The following is a 15,833-nucleotide window of genomic DNA, read 5'->3' on the forward strand; positions in this document are numbered from 1 at the left end:
TCAAATAGTTAATCCATATCCTTAAAGTGATATATAAGATGTTTGAGCGCCTTGCTCATATGCTTTTCGACAGTTTTCTTGGAAATACCAACTTGCTCCGCAACTTCGCGGTAACTTAATCCTTCAAACTTGTGTGCAATAAAAACTCTACGGCATTGCGGGGGTAACTCGTCAACCAACATTTTCACATGTTCTAATTTCTCTTTAGCGTCTAGCGCTGCCTCACATTCTTCAGGTTTGTTAGATGATGTTAATGATTGTGTTTCAAACCAATCATGATCCCGAGATTGCTGACGTACTGTTTTCTTACGTCTGTCAAGCGCCATATTATGGACAGTACGATATAAAAACGCGCCAACATTTTCTATCGGTGCCTTAAATTCAGTCCGTTCAAGCTTCAGATAAACATCCTGCAAGATATCTTCAGCTCCATCCTCATCCCGGAACCGCGCAACAAGAAATCGCCGAAGCGCCTCGCGCTTTTCAGTTAGAGCATGCAATACAACAGTTTTGGCACTATCTTGACTCATGATTAAAGTCTTTAAATAATAATTACTTACAAATCAAAAGATAATATTTTACTGCCACCGGAAAATTGATATAGGCTCTTCCTGATTACAAATAATTATACTTTCTACCAATAAGCTTGCTCTCATTTATCATTTTAGAACTGAAGAAAAGATAAAACAGAAGATAACACAAATCGATCATATTCATTTCGTTCAATGATTGGAAGATTAATAGTCTATGGCGTTAATAATTCTATTATTCTTTATCCTAATTCTTGTAGCGCTCTATGTTTGGCGCTTAAGTGATCATTGGTCTGATCGTATTGAAGAAAAGAGGCTACTCAAAAAACAGCCTATAAAGCCGCCACGCTTTTCTTATGATATGGTGGAAACCCTTCCAGAACCTGCAAAACGTTTCTTTAGATTTGCTATTAAAGAAGGAGCAACACTTCAAAAAGTTACAAAGATTTCGATGCATGGTCAGTTTGGCATGGGCGACAAAAATACTCCAAACTACTTACCTATGAAAGCTGAACAGATTGTAACGGTACCTAAAGGGTTTATATGGAGGATGTCGGCAGGTTCAGGCGTTATGAAGATTTCTGGGTCTGATAGTGGAAATTGGACGCGTTTCTGGTTAGCAGGTTTACTACCAGTTGCAAGGGCGGGTGGCACAATAGACCACACGTTATCTGCATTTGGTCGCAATATAGCAGAAGCCATAATCTGGGCCCCGAGTGCTGTGCTGCCAGCATCCAATATAATTTGGGAAGCAATTGACGCAAATACCGCACGGCTTATTGTAATCCACAACGAACTCAAACAATCCGTTGACGTTACAGTAGATGCTGAAGGGCGCCCTATTCTCGTTAAAATGGACCGATGGAGTAATGCTAATGCAAATGGGACGTTTCAGTACCAACCATTTGGGGGATATTTATCAAAGTTTCGAAACTTTGATGGTTTTTGCCTTCCAACACATGTGGAAGCAGGCAATATGATAGAAACTAGTGACTATTTTCCATTTTTTATCGTAGATGTTAGCAAGATTAGCTTCTTTTGATAATTACACCTCATATAGATCAAATATCTAAAAGTAATATGGTCAAAAGGACTATCATTGTGCGATAAATATGACTTAGTATAGACTGTACTAACTATAATTTTGTTAGAACAATATCAGCTTTTACCCGCTTAAATCCCAATTGTGCAATTAATTGCACGAACATTCTTGAATATGCACAATTTCAATATAACTAATTGATAATATTAATATTTTCATACTTCCCATCAAACTTGCCATTTCTCTATCACGGGTAGGATTTGTCAAAAATGACAAAAAACCACGAAAAGAAACCCAATAAACCTAAAGGTCACGAAGTTAGAAGAACTAAAACCTGTGCCTGTTGTGGTTGCGATGCAAGACGTTGGTTTCAACATTGGAACCAAGATAAAGGCTAAGGTATATGCCTACCCTGTATTGAATGGATACATAACAGGGGCATGTCGAAAGAAGACATTATCGAATGTTACTGTAATCCGGGTATAGACTGTGCTAAGTATTGTTTCGAACAGAGTATCATTTCCTAAATCAATCTATTCTAAGTCATGCAATTAATATCGCCTTTATTTTTGATTGAATTCCAGTCGAACTTCATAGGGATATAAATTCATAACATATTGTTTTAATTGATCTTTGTTGGTATAATTAGCTTTATCAACAGAGTAGAATTCATGCCAATTCAAATTCACAAACATGCCCGCCTTCACCGCGATCTCTTCGATGGTACTCGCATTTTAATCACTCGCTACTGGCTGCGGGGAATCAGTCGAGCGAGTGTCGATGAGTGGCGACCAGAACTCGCGCCCTCAAAAGCATTACTGGGGCGTGCTCTGGATTTTTGGAAAGGTGACCCATCAGAAGAAGAAAGCATTGCCTTCAGTGCTATATGGCAGCAAGCTTATGAAGCCGAGATGTTGACGCAGGCCGAGATGATCACTGATCTTGCTCATCGTCATATTGAGGGGGAAACCCTCACCCTCCTGTGTTCATGTCATTCCCAAACGCATTGCCACCGTCAGTATTTGACAGACATGATCTTGCACACCGCTGAAACCATCCTTGAGTATGCCGAATGAGTATATAAGCTTTGATACCTTCCTCATGACTTCCGATAATCTGCCATTATCGGATCGCAATCAACATTTGCACGAGGACGCGAAGGATTACATCGCCAACTCGCTTTCTGATAATACACTGAATGGGTATCGAAGCGATCTGGAACACTATATCGCGTGGGGTGGAAAGCTCCCCGCAACGCCTGAGATGGTCGCGAATTATCTTTCTGACTATGCTGACAGCTTATCGGTTGCGACCTTATCAAGGCGTATCGCTGCTTTATCTAAAATCCACGAATTAAAGAAACACCCATCGCCTACAAAAACAGATATTGTCAGAAGTGTCATGGCGGGGATACGGCGCAAGCACAGCAAACCCCAAAGACAAGCCTCTCCCATAACCAAAGAGCGGTTATTCATGATGCTGGATACCTGTGATAAGGACATCAAAGGTATTAGGGATAGAGCAATCTTGCTCATAGGCTTTACTAGTGCCATGCGTCGATCGGAACTGATTGGGTTAGATAGGAAAGACTTAGAGTTTGTACCTGAAGGTGTGATTATCACCATAGAGCGCTCTAAAACCGATCAGGAAGGCCAAGGCCAGAGAATAGCCATTCCCTTTGCCAAAGGAGATCAGTGCGCTGTGAAGGCGCTTAAAACCTACTTAACAACTGCACAGATTGAGGAAGGGCCGATCTTCCGTTCCATGAATGGAAACAACCTATGGCATGAACGAATGTCATCACGGGGGTTGGTCTACATCATCAAGGCACGAGCAAAAGCCGCAGGCATGGACCCAAGCTATTTCTCAGGACATTCGCTAAGAGCAGGCTTTGTTACCACCGCAGCGCACTCAAGTGTTTCAACATGGCAAATCATGGAGCAAACACGTCATAAATCAGAAGCAACATTAAGGCGCTACATCAGAGAAGCTAATCTCTTCAAAAAGCATGCACTCGATGGGATTTTGTGAAGAGGCGGCAGTTGCTTTAGCTGTGTGCATTTAATTGCAAAAACATTATTATATTCAATTACTTATGAATAATTAAGCTTGACTTTCAGCTGAATATCTTTATTATGATTGCCATATATATAAATGTGCAATTAATTGCACACATGGCTACTAAAATTAGATACAAATACTGATTGATCCATGGAGGGATCGAGCTATACCTTTTAAAGTTATCAACAACACTTCCCCCTCTTCAATAACGACCGGGAAAAGTAATTTTTCCAAGAACGATTTTGGTATACCGAACGAGGAAATTAGCTATACATACACAAGTTATGGTTTAGATGGCAACTCAAGTGAAGTATTTGTTCTAAAGCCAAAAATAGATTACCTCAGGTTCAGTGTTCCCCTAAAAAACAAATCAATAGCGCAATTCAATCAGGCTCATATAGGAAGCATTGAAACAAAGAACTTAAAAGTAAAAGTTTTTTCAAAAAAACACGCACCTAAAGGGCTAAGTGTATCTAACCAAAGATACTATAAAAACTACGAAATCTCTGGGCTTCCAGGTTATGCACTAGTTCAAATGAATCCAATGTATTCCAAGCTAAAGTTTTTCAAGATTACGATCATCCCGTCAGAATGGTCAGAACAGTTAATTGCTGAATTTTGGGAACTCATCGAAAAAATTAGCCAAGGAAACATCACCCCGCATGTATTGGAATACGAAGCAAATCTATTGAGATTAGACTACGCGATAGATTTTATAGGCGCACCGACTCAAGACTTTTATATTAATAAGCCTAAATCAAAAACAAAGAAGAACAGTACGAAACGCAAGGGTAACATATATATCGGCAATGAAGGCAATATGGAAACCTACTATTTGGCACCTTCAACCAACAAGGAAATTAAAGAAAGATCTGCGGCGTATATATACGATAAGAAAGCCAAAAATATTTTCGACAAAAAGCCTGAAAAATGCAAAGGTGCGGATTACACACGATTTGAACTAGTTTTTGTTAGGAACAAACTAAAAAAGAAACAAATCTTTAATTTGATCAATTTCGCGCCCAACAGCGTTAACTATTTCAAACGATACGACATCATAGATTTTCGTGCCTTTAACGTGGAAAACCACGGCAAGGAATATAAACAAGAAAATTGGCTAGTATTTGGCGATGCATCCAAGTTAAGAAGAATTGAGAATGCTTTAGAGATATTCCCATCCAGCACTCAAAAAGTATATAAGATGGGGTTGAGTTATTCACGTTTACGATCTTGGCAATTTAAAAGACTTTGGAATGACAAGTCAAAAAACCTTAACAAAATTTTAGGTAAGTGAAGAGTAATTTTCGAGCATATCATGGTATAGATTAATGCCAACTATAGATAAATACTACACCAAAAATTAAGGCAAATATTTAGAAGTAAATTCATTGAATTGCGTCGATAACACCCAAAGTTCTCTTTAAATCCGTTTCTGTCATTTTCGAAAGCTTTTCATTTATTTGGTTTAGTAAAAGCGCTCTTTCGCTATTCACAACTGTTGCAGTATCTCCAGAAAACAGGGCTGCGGGAGGAATATCGAATACTCTACTTAACAATTCAATTGTAACGAAAGACGGGGATGAATAGCCACGTTCTATTTTCCCCACCATATCAGTTGTCATGTTCAAACGGTCAGCAAGTTCAGCTTGCGTCATATTGTTGATTTTTCTGTATTGACGGACATTCGCCGCAACAATTGATTTAAGCTGCATAACTGCCTCCCAGTTATGAGTAAGCTAATCAATACGAAATCAAATTATGAGGAACTTGTGTTATTGATATTTACATTAAACAATAATTTAATTATTGTTTTATCGTTCTAAATATGGCATTGATTTAACTATACTAATCAATCAGGGGAAATAATTCAGATGCGATACTCTGTTATTATTCTAATCTCTATTCTAGCCTCGGCATGTGTAACAAATTCACCATCACCATATCCAGGTCAGCCTCAGCAAGGCATAGTTTCGATCAAGAAAGTTCACTATTCAGACGCAACAGAGACAATCGAAACTGAACCAAAGCCAGACCCAGAAACTACTATCCTTCAATCGACAGATTTTGAATTGTGCTCAAGGTACATCCGCCCCGCAACATTGAACCAAACTGCTTTTGCCGAGCTGAAACGCAGAAACCTATACCGTGAAAAATATTTCAAAATCGCGAGAAGAAGTCGCTTAGCGCTAGGCATGAACGAATGTGAAATCCTTATCGCATTTGGTAGTTCAACCCGCATCAACTCAAACACCTATCGCTGGGGCACCGTGAATTTTTATCATAGCGCTGGAAGGTTCGCCAAAACTGAGAACGGTGTTGTCGCTGCCTTCGATGATGGGTTTGTTCGCTAAGATACTCAGAGGAAAGATATATGAACAAGTTCATCGGCATTGCAGCTAGTATATTATTATCCGCGCAATTAATTGCACAAGACAACACGCAATCAAACAATGGCGAAACCGAAGAAGAAATAATCTACTGGGAACAGCCAGTATATCCTCAACGCGCACTCAATGAAAAAGTAGAGGGATATGTGACCTATCAATTTACAGTTGGGCCAGATGGTAAAGTAACCAATGACTTGGTTTTGATCGTTACAGCAAAACCACGTGGTTACTTTGAAAGAGCCACCAGAAAAGCGATCAAGAAACTGCGTTTTAAGCCTGCAACGAAAAATGGTCTTCCCACCACCGCTAAGGATGTCTGGTATCGCTTTGACTTTACAATACCTGAATAATTTTAGGGCAATTTGCAATTAACTGCATCGAACTTCGCTTGTTTCAACCACGCCATAATCAAACGCAGGAAAAAGATATGTCGGAATTACTCCCTTGCCCTACCTGTAATCGCTTAATATCGGAACAAGCCGAAGCATGCCCGAAGTGTGGTGAGCCCCTTCAGGAAGGTTGGATAGAAGATTACAGGAAAGCCAAGCAGAAATCACGAGGTCGATATTTTGGGGCATTTATAATTGCGATACTGTTATTGCCAGCTCTAGCTCGACTTGGGAATAAAAAGCCAAATTACATCGCACCATCCGAAACCGTGAACGAACAGGTAGGTAAGGTATTTCGTGCAAGCGAATATGGCGAAGGATGGCCCTTCTCTAATTATCGAAGTGTTGAAGGGAATTGTTTTTACAGAAAGTTTGGAAACACGAATAGACCATTAGTAATCATACGAATTGGTGAAGAAAATTACGGAATGAATGGCGCTGCAATGGGGGTTGGTGGCTACCCAGATGCAAGGAAGTTTATACCCCGAGATCCAGAGTTCGGCGTTTATGATCAAAAACTTTATCCCACATATGGCAAGATATTCGAAGCAACAAAAGAACTATGCGACCCGCCGATAAATATTACAAACTAAGCTATTCTTACCACTTTAATCTTTGCATGATTCACAAAGTATGTTGATATTACAATTACCTATAAATCGGCAAAAAATAATTAGTTCCTTAAATGCCAAATCTCAAATTTCTATGACCTATTAAACGTCAGGTAATCTATCAAAGCCCACCCCAACTATATCGATTAGGAAGCGAAACGACCATCTTCAATTCGCTCAGCCTGTCCAAGGACTTCACGGCTTTCGAGTAAAGGCAGAACCGCATTGGTGCGCGCACGGGTAAATTTGCGTGCTACTCAGCGCTCAATTTGCACGTTTCAAACAATGTATAGCAGAATAACGCAATTGCGTTGGTGTTCAACAAAGTAGTAGCGAATTCCATTTCCGAGAATGAACTGAACAGCCAGATAGCTTGATTTGACACTTTGGATGCTTCAGGTATCTCGACCTTGGTGACCTTACTGTTGTGTTATGGTTGATTTTGTGCACTTATGAGTGTTGTCTCAATGTAACTAGTTGTAGGGGAGTGAGCAGAGAAAAATGAACAAATGGGAACAGCGTCGTGACGGTTGGAAACCAGGAGAAGGAGATGCGAGAAATAGTTGGGATGTCGATTATGGACGTATAATACATAGTGCTTCATTTAGGCGACTGCAAAGTAAGACACAAATTTTAAATCTTGGAGATGGCGACTTTTACAGAACAAGATTAACTCATTCTCTAGAGGTGGCTCAGATCGCAAGTGGGCTAACCAAACAATTAGCATTTGATAATCTCGACAACTCAGAACTTAAAGATGTTTTACCTGAGGAAAAGCTTATACAGACAATAGCTATGACACATGACTTAGGTCACCCTCCTTTTGGTCATGGGGGTGAAATAGCCTTAAATTATTGTATGCGCGAACATGGCGGCTTTGAAGGGAATGGCCAGACGTTGCGAATACTTTCAAAGCTAGAAAAAATGTCTAAGAACGATGGGGCCAATCTTAGCCGGCGGACACTTTTAGGTGTATTGAAATATCCCGTGCCATATTCAGCGGTTAAAAATAGACAAATACATCCTTCTATGATCAATGGAGATAAACCATTAAAATTACTAGATAAAAATTCATCTAAACCGCCTAAATGTTATCATGATACAGAGCAGGACATAGTAAATTGGATAATGGAGCCATTATCTGAAAAGGATAGGCTACAGTTTGTAGCCTTTGATCCGGTTGTCGGTAAACATGCCAAAAGTAAACATAAGTCTTTTGATTGCAGCATTATGGACCTCGCTGACGAGATATCATACGGGGTCCATGATTTTGAAGACGCCATAACATTGGGAATGTTAACGGAACAACATTTCCGTAAATATGTTTCAGCGGAAGATTGTGCACCATTTATTGAATTTGCAGCCAGAAGAAATTCACAAGAATTGGATAATGATCAATATGAAGGCCTTATTAAATTGCTTTTTAATAACGGTAGTAAGCGCAAAAAATACATCAATCTATTGGTGGGTTACTTTATCCAAAACGTACAATTTATTCGAATAGAAGAGTTTGCGGAGCCCCTTATACAATATAGAGCAGTGTTACGGAAAGGCGACAGAAAACTACTGGATTCTCTCATTGAGATTGTTAAACATAAAATGATTCTTAGTGCCGAGGTACAGCATCTAGAGTTTAGAGGTCAAATGATGGTTTTGAAAGTATTTGATGTTCTTACCAGTGACCCATATTGCTATTTACCCGAAGATATTTTCGAAAAATACATTGACCAGAATAAAAACCCTAGGATTGTATGCGACTATATAGCGGGAATGACTGATAATCATTTAGTGAAGATTTACAATAGACTCTTCAGCCCAAACGAAGGGTCTGTATTTGAGAAAATATAAGAAGTTCAATGATAAAGTTCACTATCAATGATTCCATTTATGCTGAAGTTTCTCGTAAACTTAAAACACTCCCCATATTCAAAGGCTCACATCGCAAAAATGAAACGAATTTAGTTGGCACATTAGATTAAGTTATTGTTGAAAAGTGGTTGAAGCAAAATAACGTTATGTTTCGCGACGACAGAAATAGCACCTCTCATGACTATCAATTGAATAATGGAGAAACTTTTGAGGTGAAAACTAAAGACAGAACAGTTCCCTCTCAAAAAAAATACGACTGTAATATTCCATTATACATTCATGAACATCATAAGCCGAATTATTATATTTTCGTATCTTTAGAACGTGATAAAAATAGTAATATTGAGGACCTGAAGAGATTTCATTGTGCATATATTTTAGGCAGCATTAATCAACTCAAGTTAGACAAAGTGAGAGTTGTTTAGAAAAAGTACTCAGTAGACACCCGCAATAACACTAAGTTTTGGACCGACTTTAAAAACGTTCAAATAGATCAATTATATTCAACTAATACTGTACTTTCTCAGTGGAAATCCATTTCATAGATACTAAATCAGAAAAAGAACACAAAGCGAACGTTTCGACAGAAATTTCCTGAAATTAAAACTTAAATTGTGCTATACAGCGATACATTAATCCTGGATTTCCACATGAGATCATGTTATGATAATTATAATTTATACAGGTTAGTATTATGGCATTAAAGTATATCGATTTATTCTCTGGATGTGGGGGATTATCATTAGGGCTTGAGCAAGCTGGTTTTGAACTTGTTTTAGCTGTTGAGAAGTCTGATATGGCCGCTGAAACTTTTTATCACAACTTCATAAAAAGATTACATGGGGAAGACGAATGGCAATCATACTGCTCAAAACCCATTGAAGATCAGGCAGTATCGAAGTTGGTAGTGAATGAACTACGTGCAGTACTTGATAGTGATCAAATCATGACGGACCTTGTCAGCCAAGAAGTCGACCTTGTTGCTGGAGGGCCTCCTTGTCAAGGCTTCTCAATGGCAGGCCGTCGAAATCCTGATGATATTCGAAATCAACTCCCATGGCAGTTTCTGGAAATGGTTGAACGCGTATCTCCTAAAGCTGTAATCATGGAAAATGTTGTGGGGATGAGCCGCCGCTTTGAAAAACATGGAAAAGACAGCCCTTTTGAACAAATTCAACAAATTCTTCGCGAGACAGGAAAAGGCTATATAGTCCAACCTGTACTATTAAACGCAATGCATTTTGGCGTTCCGCAACATCGCCCAAGAATTATGATACTGGCATTAAGAGCAGACATCGCTAAACAACAAAACATGCAAGACTCTACAAGTGTTTGGAAGTCTGATTTCGATGACCCTGCATTAGACACAATTATGAAAAAACCTGAATTAGCGCCCGAAGGCACTCATTTTGGCGATAATATTTTAACAGTACGTGATGCTTTATGGGATATTCGATCTAAAGGATATTGGCTAAACAACACCAATGAAAATTACCAAATTCCTGAAAACTCTTATGCTGATCATATGCGTAACGACGTAAGTTGGATGCCTACGAAAATCGCTCAAGTTAACCGTAAGAACGCACTTACAAATCATAATTTACGAAATCATGCATCACATATTCAACAAAGATTTAGAATTTATCAAATTCTCCAAAGATATGATGTGCCCGCAAAGGTAATGGGAATTCCTGTTGATATAGAATTATCGGAAGAACAAAAGCATTCGCTACTCGACGTAAAGTTATCTAGTGTATCATTTCCCTGCAAAGCGCCAGATGGTAAGCTCGTTGCGCGTTCACTAAAAGGCCTCAAAAAACATATTTTTGACTTACACACAAAGAAACACAGCCAACGCCCATTGAGAGATAACCAGCCTTCACCAACCGTTCTAAGTTTGCCCGATGATTTCGTACATCCATATGAAGCACGGACACTCACTGTGCGTGAAATGGCTCGTTTTCAGTCTTTCCCAGATACATTTGAATTTAGGGCAAAAGAAACAACAGGCGGCTTAAAACGCAGAACAGAAGTACCACAGTATACCCAAGTTGGGAATGCAGTTCCCCCTAAGATGGCTCATTCAGTAGGTATAAAGATTTCACAAATATTAACCCGCTTTAAACTACATTACAAACAGTCACACCACATATAATCTTAGATTTGAATTTTCATGTTAGCTGATAATTGCTGCTGGTAGATATTTTATGCTAGAAATTAAAATTACGAATGAAGACCGGAAACTCGCTGCGAGACGTGCTAACAACATGCCTGAATGGCGCTTATCTATGAGAGGACATGAAGCTAATGTGGTAGGCATTCTAGGAGAAGTGATTGCCGAAAATTGGCTAACTAAAAACAATATCGTAATTTATGACGAACGCAATCTAACAACACATGATTATAAACTCGGGGACAGAAAAAACACCTTTGAAATAAAAACAAAAGACAGAACAGTCCCAATGCAAATGAGTTACGAATGCACAGTCCCGGATTACAACCACAGCCATCAAGACCCTGACTTCTATCTCTTTATCTCTCTTGAGAGAGATGCGAGCAACCCACAAAATGATATCACTCGCTTCCACACCGCTTATATAGTTGGTGCTATCAGCAGGAAAAAATTCAACGAAAAAAAGCGATCTTGGAAAATAGGAGATGAGGATCGTTCAAATAGGTGGAAACCATCAATGGATTGTTGGAATGTATACGCAAAAGACTTAGGCCCACCCAAAACTGTTATTAAGCATTGGTCCAAATTTAATCCATAATATAATTATTACATTAAACTAATGACTTCAGGTTGCGGGAACATTAGATGATGGTCTTTCTCTTGAACCCTAAATAAGTAACCATGATCTCTTGCCTTACCATTTTCCTTAAGATGCATCGTTAAATCAACCTTAAGTGTCCCATCAGCCAATCTATAGGGAACTTGTGAGATGGGAGGGTTATCAGTGAACGTAACCTTTTCATACTTGAAATAAGTCGCTCCATTCTCAACCTTCTTTTTAGCTGAAACCCATGCTGTCATTCTATGCTTAACTCTCATACGATCCATCAATTTTTGCATGTCCCAAAACAGTATTTCTGCATCAGATTCGACAGGCTTGCCAGCCCATAATATGTCACCCTCTATATCTACAGTGAGTTGCCAATTCTTTGTATTTGGCTGCTGGGAATGCATTGTAAAAGCCAAGCTCAACCGCCCATCAGACATGTAAGCATGAGAGGATAATAAATCTACCGCATTCGATACATTGGATCGTTTCCAGTCAGGTGCCATACTTATAATTGTCTTTAATTTCGTTGTATTTCCTGATTTTGATGCATTGCCAGATTTTATTTCTATTCCTTTGTAGTCAGGCTTCTTACTTGAGTTGGCAGCAATACCTAGTAAACTCTCTAGAGTTTCCCCAACAGCTTTTGGGCCATGGCCTACAGCCTTAACAAAACCAAGTTTGGCAATGTCTTTCAATTTAAACAACAGCTCTTGCTTAATTTCATTCTGTTTTTCTTTTGTAGCCCGGATAAAATTACGAATATCGCTATCAGGGTCGATTAATCCGTCCCAAGTTTTTCTAGAACTGCAGTTAAACAGTGCAATGCCATCATTGTATTTTATCATGGCCAATAGGTTATTATGATTTGCGATTGCCTTTAATCCATAAAACCAAATTCTAGGATCACCGTTCTTAGTTACTGGGCGATAGAGGCTGGCCATTTTGTCAACTTCATAATTACCAGAAAACATCTTTAACGGTAACAGAACTTTATTGTCAGGACCTTGCAATTGCTTGCCATAAAAGTGCAAATCAGTAATTTCTAAGAAGCTCCTAAAGCCTCTTGTCGCATCAATAATGCTTTTTTTCATTGCAGTTACAGTGGGTACAAGTAGAGCAAATTCCACGCCGAGTGAAGAAAACAAATCTACGACAGGTTTTGTATCCACATCAGATTTAGTTAGCATTCAGTCCCTTTCGCAAACTACTAGCAAGTCAGATTTACTGTTTTTTCGTTAGAAAACTTCCGTAAGAACAATTAAATTGTTTAACAATTGATCGTATTTCTAGCAATCTAATATATTATACACGTCAATATTATATGCAGATAGGAGAGTTGATATTATCAAATGCAATTAATTGCATGGATTTATCGCTGTCCATAATAGAGTCTTATCGGAAGCTATCAGCATAACAAATTTCACCATCTTCTGGTCCGAAGTACTTCTGGAGCGATTTTAACTTCCAGAGATAACAGCTTGAGAATCGAACCAAATAAGGCAAACTAAGACGAGTTCGTTTTTAGGCTGATCGCATCCACCGTTAAGTTAGGTTTTCTGTTTTTTTCTATATTCATTTGGTGAACAACCAACTGTATTATGAAACTCTCGATAGAAGTTCGATTTAGTCTCATAACCCACATTGAGCATGATGCTTAAAATATCCTCATTAGAGCTAACAAGTTGCTTCTGAGCTTCTTCAATTCTGAGGTCATTTATAAAACGCCTAATTGTTTTATTATATTTTTGATTAATAGCGTTTGATACTAACCGTTCAGGTGCGCCTAAAGCTTCGGCAAGGCTTTTAAGGTTCGTCTCGGAATTCAAGTGAATCTGTTCTTTCATAATGAGGTTGTCTAATTTTGCGATCACTTCGCGATGGCTATCAAGCGAGTACTTAGTGTCTATGGGTGCCGCCTCATATTTGCGCTTAAATACCCATGCAACTGCATCGGCTCTGTTGAGCAAAGACCAAGCTGAGAACAAACTGACCAATGCAAAGACGAATGACACAACTACAAGACTAACGGGCGCATGGCCATCATCCAAAAAACTAATCTCAAAATAGATGAGCAAATCCATTGCAGTCAGTACAAACAAAAAGGTGAGACAAAATAATGCAAACCTTCGAATGTGCTCGGGGAGTTCGTTAAGTCTTTTTCTATTATTATATAAAAGCAGTTGTGCAGACAACAGGCTATAGGCAATCAAGCTAATCAAAATAAAAATATCTGGTATGATTTGAGTATTCCGAGTGAAGAAAAATACCAGAGGTGAAACTAGCGCCGGTAATACATGCATATATCTTGCCTTCAACAACATCCTGCCTTTTGTCAGGTTGTACAGATAGAGGTAAATTAATGGCCCCACGCACATGGCCAGAACGCTGTTGAATATATAGGCTTCCAGATATACCTCATACAATCTCGCAGTCAGGCCAAACATCTGCATAGAAAGTACTGCAAGTAATCCGGCGAGGATGCGATTGGTATATTGGTACGCAGATGGAGCGCGATATAAAGACCCGGCAATAATAGCTAGTAATATAGCGGACGTAAACGGGATAAATTGCATATCATTTTCCTATTGTCACGAACCTCTTACAGCTTTTGCAGCCTTTTTCAAGGGTTCACAAATATGATTGTGGACGATGTTCACTTTAACATTCCTTAAAACGAACATATGAGCTTAACAATGGTGGTGCGAATGAAACAGAGCGATCAACATACTTCTAAGGTTCCGCGCGTTTATAGAATTTGCTTGGTAGTAGGCAGCACTCTCTTACTAGCTATCATGGCCATTGCCATGGCCCAAGATAAGCAGAAACATGATAATCCTGTATACACAATGCCAGTTGGGATTACTTCTGATAGCAAGCGTGTAATTTATCAGGTGTGGCATGTATCCCCCTGACGGCAAGAAAATTGTCTTTTCTTCTGATCGAAATGGTATTGAGGGCGGTTTTGTGCTTCACGCAATGGAAACTGACTTTCTGGCCGATGTATTCCAATAATGCGGAGGATGCCAAAGAATTGGCGTTCAGCAATGCTCATTAAGAGGTTACGATAGTCAGCATTTCTTCCGATGGGAAGGTTCACACAGCATTGGAAGGCAAATCAATAGGCACCAAAGCTATGGCTTCTGCTATGACACGGGCGAGCGCTATCTTTCTGTACCGAACTTTTGCCTGGGTAAAGTTCATTCCCATTTTAGCGGACTGGACGATGGTTTTCGGTCCGTTTCACCAGCATATACACCTACGATACCACGCATGAAAGCGGAGGGAAAAACTCCTTCATGTTGCTCACCCGACAAAACTTCCAGATTTATCTTTAGTCTATCATTCCGGCGCTTGCGCAAGTTGTTTGCCAGCACATACAGATCGGTCACCAGATCAAGACGTTCTTCTGCTTCACCAACCGCAAAATAGACGCGTGTTTCACCCGAGTACTCAGTCTCTTTTGTGGCGCGCGCGGCTTTCATCACCCAGCGTTCTTCGCGAGGCAAAAGCCAGTCATCCCACCAAATAGCCGGACTGATGATCACATATCGGTTAAATAACCCTGGCTTATTCAACAGTGCATAAGTTGCCCCAAGACCGCTGGTGGATTTGCCAATCAGAACCCGGTCCATTTTATGGACATCGAAGTTTGCTTCCATGAACGGAATGATTTCTTTTTCCACCACATCAAAGAAAGCCGGAGCGCCGCCGGAGCCAACCCAGTCCTTTCGGCTCTTTTCTAAAAAATGACCCGCAGGAGGTTTAAATTTGGTTGGCGTATAATCACGGGTACGGTTCTCTTCTTTCCAGAAATCGCCTTCTTCGTTTTTGTATCCAATACCAACAAAATAAGCAGATGGAATGTAATTGAAGATTTCATAGTTATAAGACATTGCCGCAGCTGGCGTCATGTTGGCCAAAGCATCCAGAAAATAGAATGTTGACGATTTCTCGCCGTCGGCGGGTGGTCTGAGAGGGGCTCGGATTATCAGTTGATAGTCCACCCCGTTGGCTGCGGTAGGAAGGTCATATACCTTCATGTCATATGGGTAGGTAAATGGTTTGGCCTCTGGTTCACTAGCCCACAGGCCGTTCAAACCAACAACTACATAAAGCATCGCGTAAAGTAGATTTCTCATTATCCCTCGCTTGGATTGATTT

Annotated in this window: 15 protein-coding genes; 10 read left to right on the forward strand and 5 right to left on the reverse strand. The window is 39.6% G+C overall.

The genetic code is table 11. The features are described from left to right. Window positions 1–8: 8 nt before the first annotated feature. On the reverse strand, window positions 9–530 hold the full coding sequence (locus tag KFF44_RS12510) for a sigma-70 family RNA polymerase sigma factor (RefSeq protein ID WP_255934665.1): 522 nt from the start codon (window positions 528–530) through the stop codon (window positions 9–11). 217 nt (window positions 531–747) lie between these two features. Here KFF44_RS12510 and KFF44_RS12515 point away from each other — a divergent pair, with 217 nt between their 5' ends. From KFF44_RS12515 to KFF44_RS12530, 4 genes are all read left to right on the forward strand, one after another. After that, the gene (locus KFF44_RS12515; RefSeq protein ID WP_255934667.1) at window positions 748–1,572 is read left to right on the forward strand and encodes a DUF6544 family protein; all 825 of its coding nucleotides are present in this window, start codon (window positions 748–750) and stop codon (window positions 1,570–1,572) included. Between the two features lie 671 nt (window positions 1,573–2,243). Then, the gene (locus tag KFF44_RS12520; protein ID WP_255934669.1) at window positions 2,244–2,648 is read left to right on the forward strand and encodes a DUF488 domain-containing protein; all 405 of its coding nucleotides are present in this window, start codon (window positions 2,244–2,246) and stop codon (window positions 2,646–2,648) included. Window positions 2,649–2,673: 25 nt separating this feature from the next. Further along, window positions 2,674–3,603, forward strand: a complete 930-nt coding sequence (locus tag KFF44_RS12525) for a site-specific integrase (protein ID WP_255934671.1) — start codon at window positions 2,674–2,676, stop codon at window positions 3,601–3,603. 565 nt (window positions 3,604–4,168) lie between these two features. Continuing rightward, window positions 4,169–4,927, forward strand: a complete 759-nt coding sequence (locus KFF44_RS12530; RefSeq protein WP_255934673.1) for a hypothetical protein — start codon at window positions 4,169–4,171, stop codon at window positions 4,925–4,927. 91 nt (window positions 4,928–5,018) lie between these two features. On the opposite strand, the gene KFF44_RS12535 is transcribed toward KFF44_RS12530, so the two are convergent. Next, window positions 5,019–5,345 (reverse strand): helix-turn-helix domain-containing protein, encoded by a 327-nt coding sequence (locus KFF44_RS12535; protein ID WP_255934675.1) that lies wholly within the window; start codon window positions 5,343–5,345, stop codon window positions 5,019–5,021. A 159-nt stretch (window positions 5,346–5,504) separates the two neighbouring features. Between KFF44_RS12535 and KFF44_RS12540 the strand changes: the two genes are divergently transcribed. The 6 genes from KFF44_RS12540 to KFF44_RS12565 all read left to right on the forward strand — a co-directional run bounded on the left by KFF44_RS12540 (window position 5,505) and on the right by KFF44_RS12565 (window position 11,660). Next, entirely contained in the window at window positions 5,505–5,984 is a 480-nt protein-coding gene (locus KFF44_RS12540; protein ID WP_255934677.1) for a hypothetical protein, read from the forward strand. A 20-nt stretch (window positions 5,985–6,004) separates the two neighbouring features. After that, window positions 6,005–6,370: an energy transducer TonB gene (locus tag KFF44_RS12545; protein ID WP_255934679.1), complete on the forward strand. Its 366-nt coding sequence runs from the start codon at window positions 6,005–6,007 to the stop codon at window positions 6,368–6,370. A 77-nt stretch (window positions 6,371–6,447) separates the two neighbouring features. Continuing rightward, complete coding sequence (locus KFF44_RS12550) at window positions 6,448–7,002, forward strand: hypothetical protein (protein WP_255934681.1); 555 nt, start codon at window positions 6,448–6,450, stop codon at window positions 7,000–7,002. Between the two features lie 519 nt (window positions 7,003–7,521). Then, on the forward strand, window positions 7,522–8,868 hold the full coding sequence (locus KFF44_RS12555) for an anti-phage deoxyguanosine triphosphatase (protein ID WP_255934683.1): 1,347 nt from the start codon (window positions 7,522–7,524) through the stop codon (window positions 8,866–8,868). Window positions 8,869–9,583: 715 nt separating this feature from the next. Continuing rightward, window positions 9,584–11,044 (forward strand): DNA cytosine methyltransferase, encoded by a 1,461-nt coding sequence (locus tag KFF44_RS12560; RefSeq protein WP_255934685.1) that lies wholly within the window; start codon window positions 9,584–9,586, stop codon window positions 11,042–11,044. A gap of 52 nt (window positions 11,045–11,096) precedes the next feature. Then, the gene (locus tag KFF44_RS12565; RefSeq protein ID WP_255934686.1) at window positions 11,097–11,660 is read left to right on the forward strand and encodes a hypothetical protein; all 564 of its coding nucleotides are present in this window, start codon (window positions 11,097–11,099) and stop codon (window positions 11,658–11,660) included. 8 nt (window positions 11,661–11,668) lie between these two features. Here KFF44_RS12565 and KFF44_RS12570 read toward each other — a convergent pair whose 3' ends face one another. The 3 genes from KFF44_RS12570 to KFF44_RS12580 form a co-directional block, all read right to left on the reverse strand. Continuing rightward, the gene (locus tag KFF44_RS12570) at window positions 11,669–12,859 is read right to left on the reverse strand and encodes an MvaI/BcnI family restriction endonuclease (protein WP_255934687.1); all 1,191 of its coding nucleotides are present in this window, start codon (window positions 12,857–12,859) and stop codon (window positions 11,669–11,671) included. A 360-nt stretch (window positions 12,860–13,219) separates the two neighbouring features. Continuing rightward, entirely contained in the window at window positions 13,220–14,245 is a 1,026-nt protein-coding gene (locus KFF44_RS12575) for an AraC family transcriptional regulator (protein WP_255934688.1), read from the reverse strand. A 624-nt stretch (window positions 14,246–14,869) separates the two neighbouring features. Beyond that, window positions 14,870–15,811, reverse strand: coding sequence for an alpha/beta hydrolase (locus tag KFF44_RS12580; protein WP_255934689.1), 942 nt, complete (start codon window positions 15,809–15,811; stop codon window positions 14,870–14,872). Window positions 15,812–15,833: the final 22 nt, after the last annotated feature.

The sequence above is a fragment of the Kordiimonas sp. SCSIO 12610 genome, from assembly GCF_024398015.1.
GTDB lineage: Bacteria > Pseudomonadota > Alphaproteobacteria > Sphingomonadales > Kordiimonadaceae > CANLMI01.

Bases quoted from the DNA above. Each gene is read 5' to 3' on its own strand.
- KFF44_RS12510 (WP_255934665.1), bottom strand. From the start codon at position 530: ATGAGTCAAGATAGTGCCAAAACTGTTGTATTGCATGCTCTAACTGAA.
- KFF44_RS12515 (WP_255934667.1), top strand. From the start codon at position 748: ATGGCGTTAATAATTCTATTATTCTTTATCCTAATTCTTGTAGCGCTC.
- KFF44_RS12520 (WP_255934669.1), top strand. From the start codon at position 2,244: ATGCCAATTCAAATTCACAAACATGCCCGCCTTCACCGCGATCTCTTC.
- KFF44_RS12525 (WP_255934671.1), top strand. From the start codon at position 2,674: ATGACTTCCGATAATCTGCCATTATCGGATCGCAATCAACATTTGCAC.
- KFF44_RS12530 (WP_255934673.1), top strand. From the start codon at position 4,169: ATGAATCCAATGTATTCCAAGCTAAAGTTTTTCAAGATTACGATCATC.
- KFF44_RS12535 (WP_255934675.1), bottom strand. From the start codon at position 5,345: ATGCAGCTTAAATCAATTGTTGCGGCGAATGTCCGTCAATACAGAAAA.
- KFF44_RS12540 (WP_255934677.1), top strand. From the start codon at position 5,505: ATGCGATACTCTGTTATTATTCTAATCTCTATTCTAGCCTCGGCATGT.
- KFF44_RS12545 (WP_255934679.1), top strand. From the start codon at position 6,005: ATGAACAAGTTCATCGGCATTGCAGCTAGTATATTATTATCCGCGCAA.
- KFF44_RS12550 (WP_255934681.1), top strand. From the start codon at position 6,448: ATGTCGGAATTACTCCCTTGCCCTACCTGTAATCGCTTAATATCGGAA.
- KFF44_RS12555 (WP_255934683.1), top strand. From the start codon at position 7,522: ATGAACAAATGGGAACAGCGTCGTGACGGTTGGAAACCAGGAGAAGGA.
- KFF44_RS12560 (WP_255934685.1), top strand. From the start codon at position 9,584: ATGGCATTAAAGTATATCGATTTATTCTCTGGATGTGGGGGATTATCA.
- KFF44_RS12565 (WP_255934686.1), top strand. From the start codon at position 11,097: ATGCTAGAAATTAAAATTACGAATGAAGACCGGAAACTCGCTGCGAGA.
- KFF44_RS12570 (WP_255934687.1), bottom strand. From the start codon at position 12,859: ATGCTAACTAAATCTGATGTGGATACAAAACCTGTCGTAGATTTGTTT.
- KFF44_RS12575 (WP_255934688.1), bottom strand. From the start codon at position 14,245: ATGCAATTTATCCCGTTTACGTCCGCTATATTACTAGCTATTATTGCC.
- KFF44_RS12580 (WP_255934689.1), bottom strand. From the start codon at position 15,811: ATGAGAAATCTACTTTACGCGATGCTTTATGTAGTTGTTGGTTTGAAC.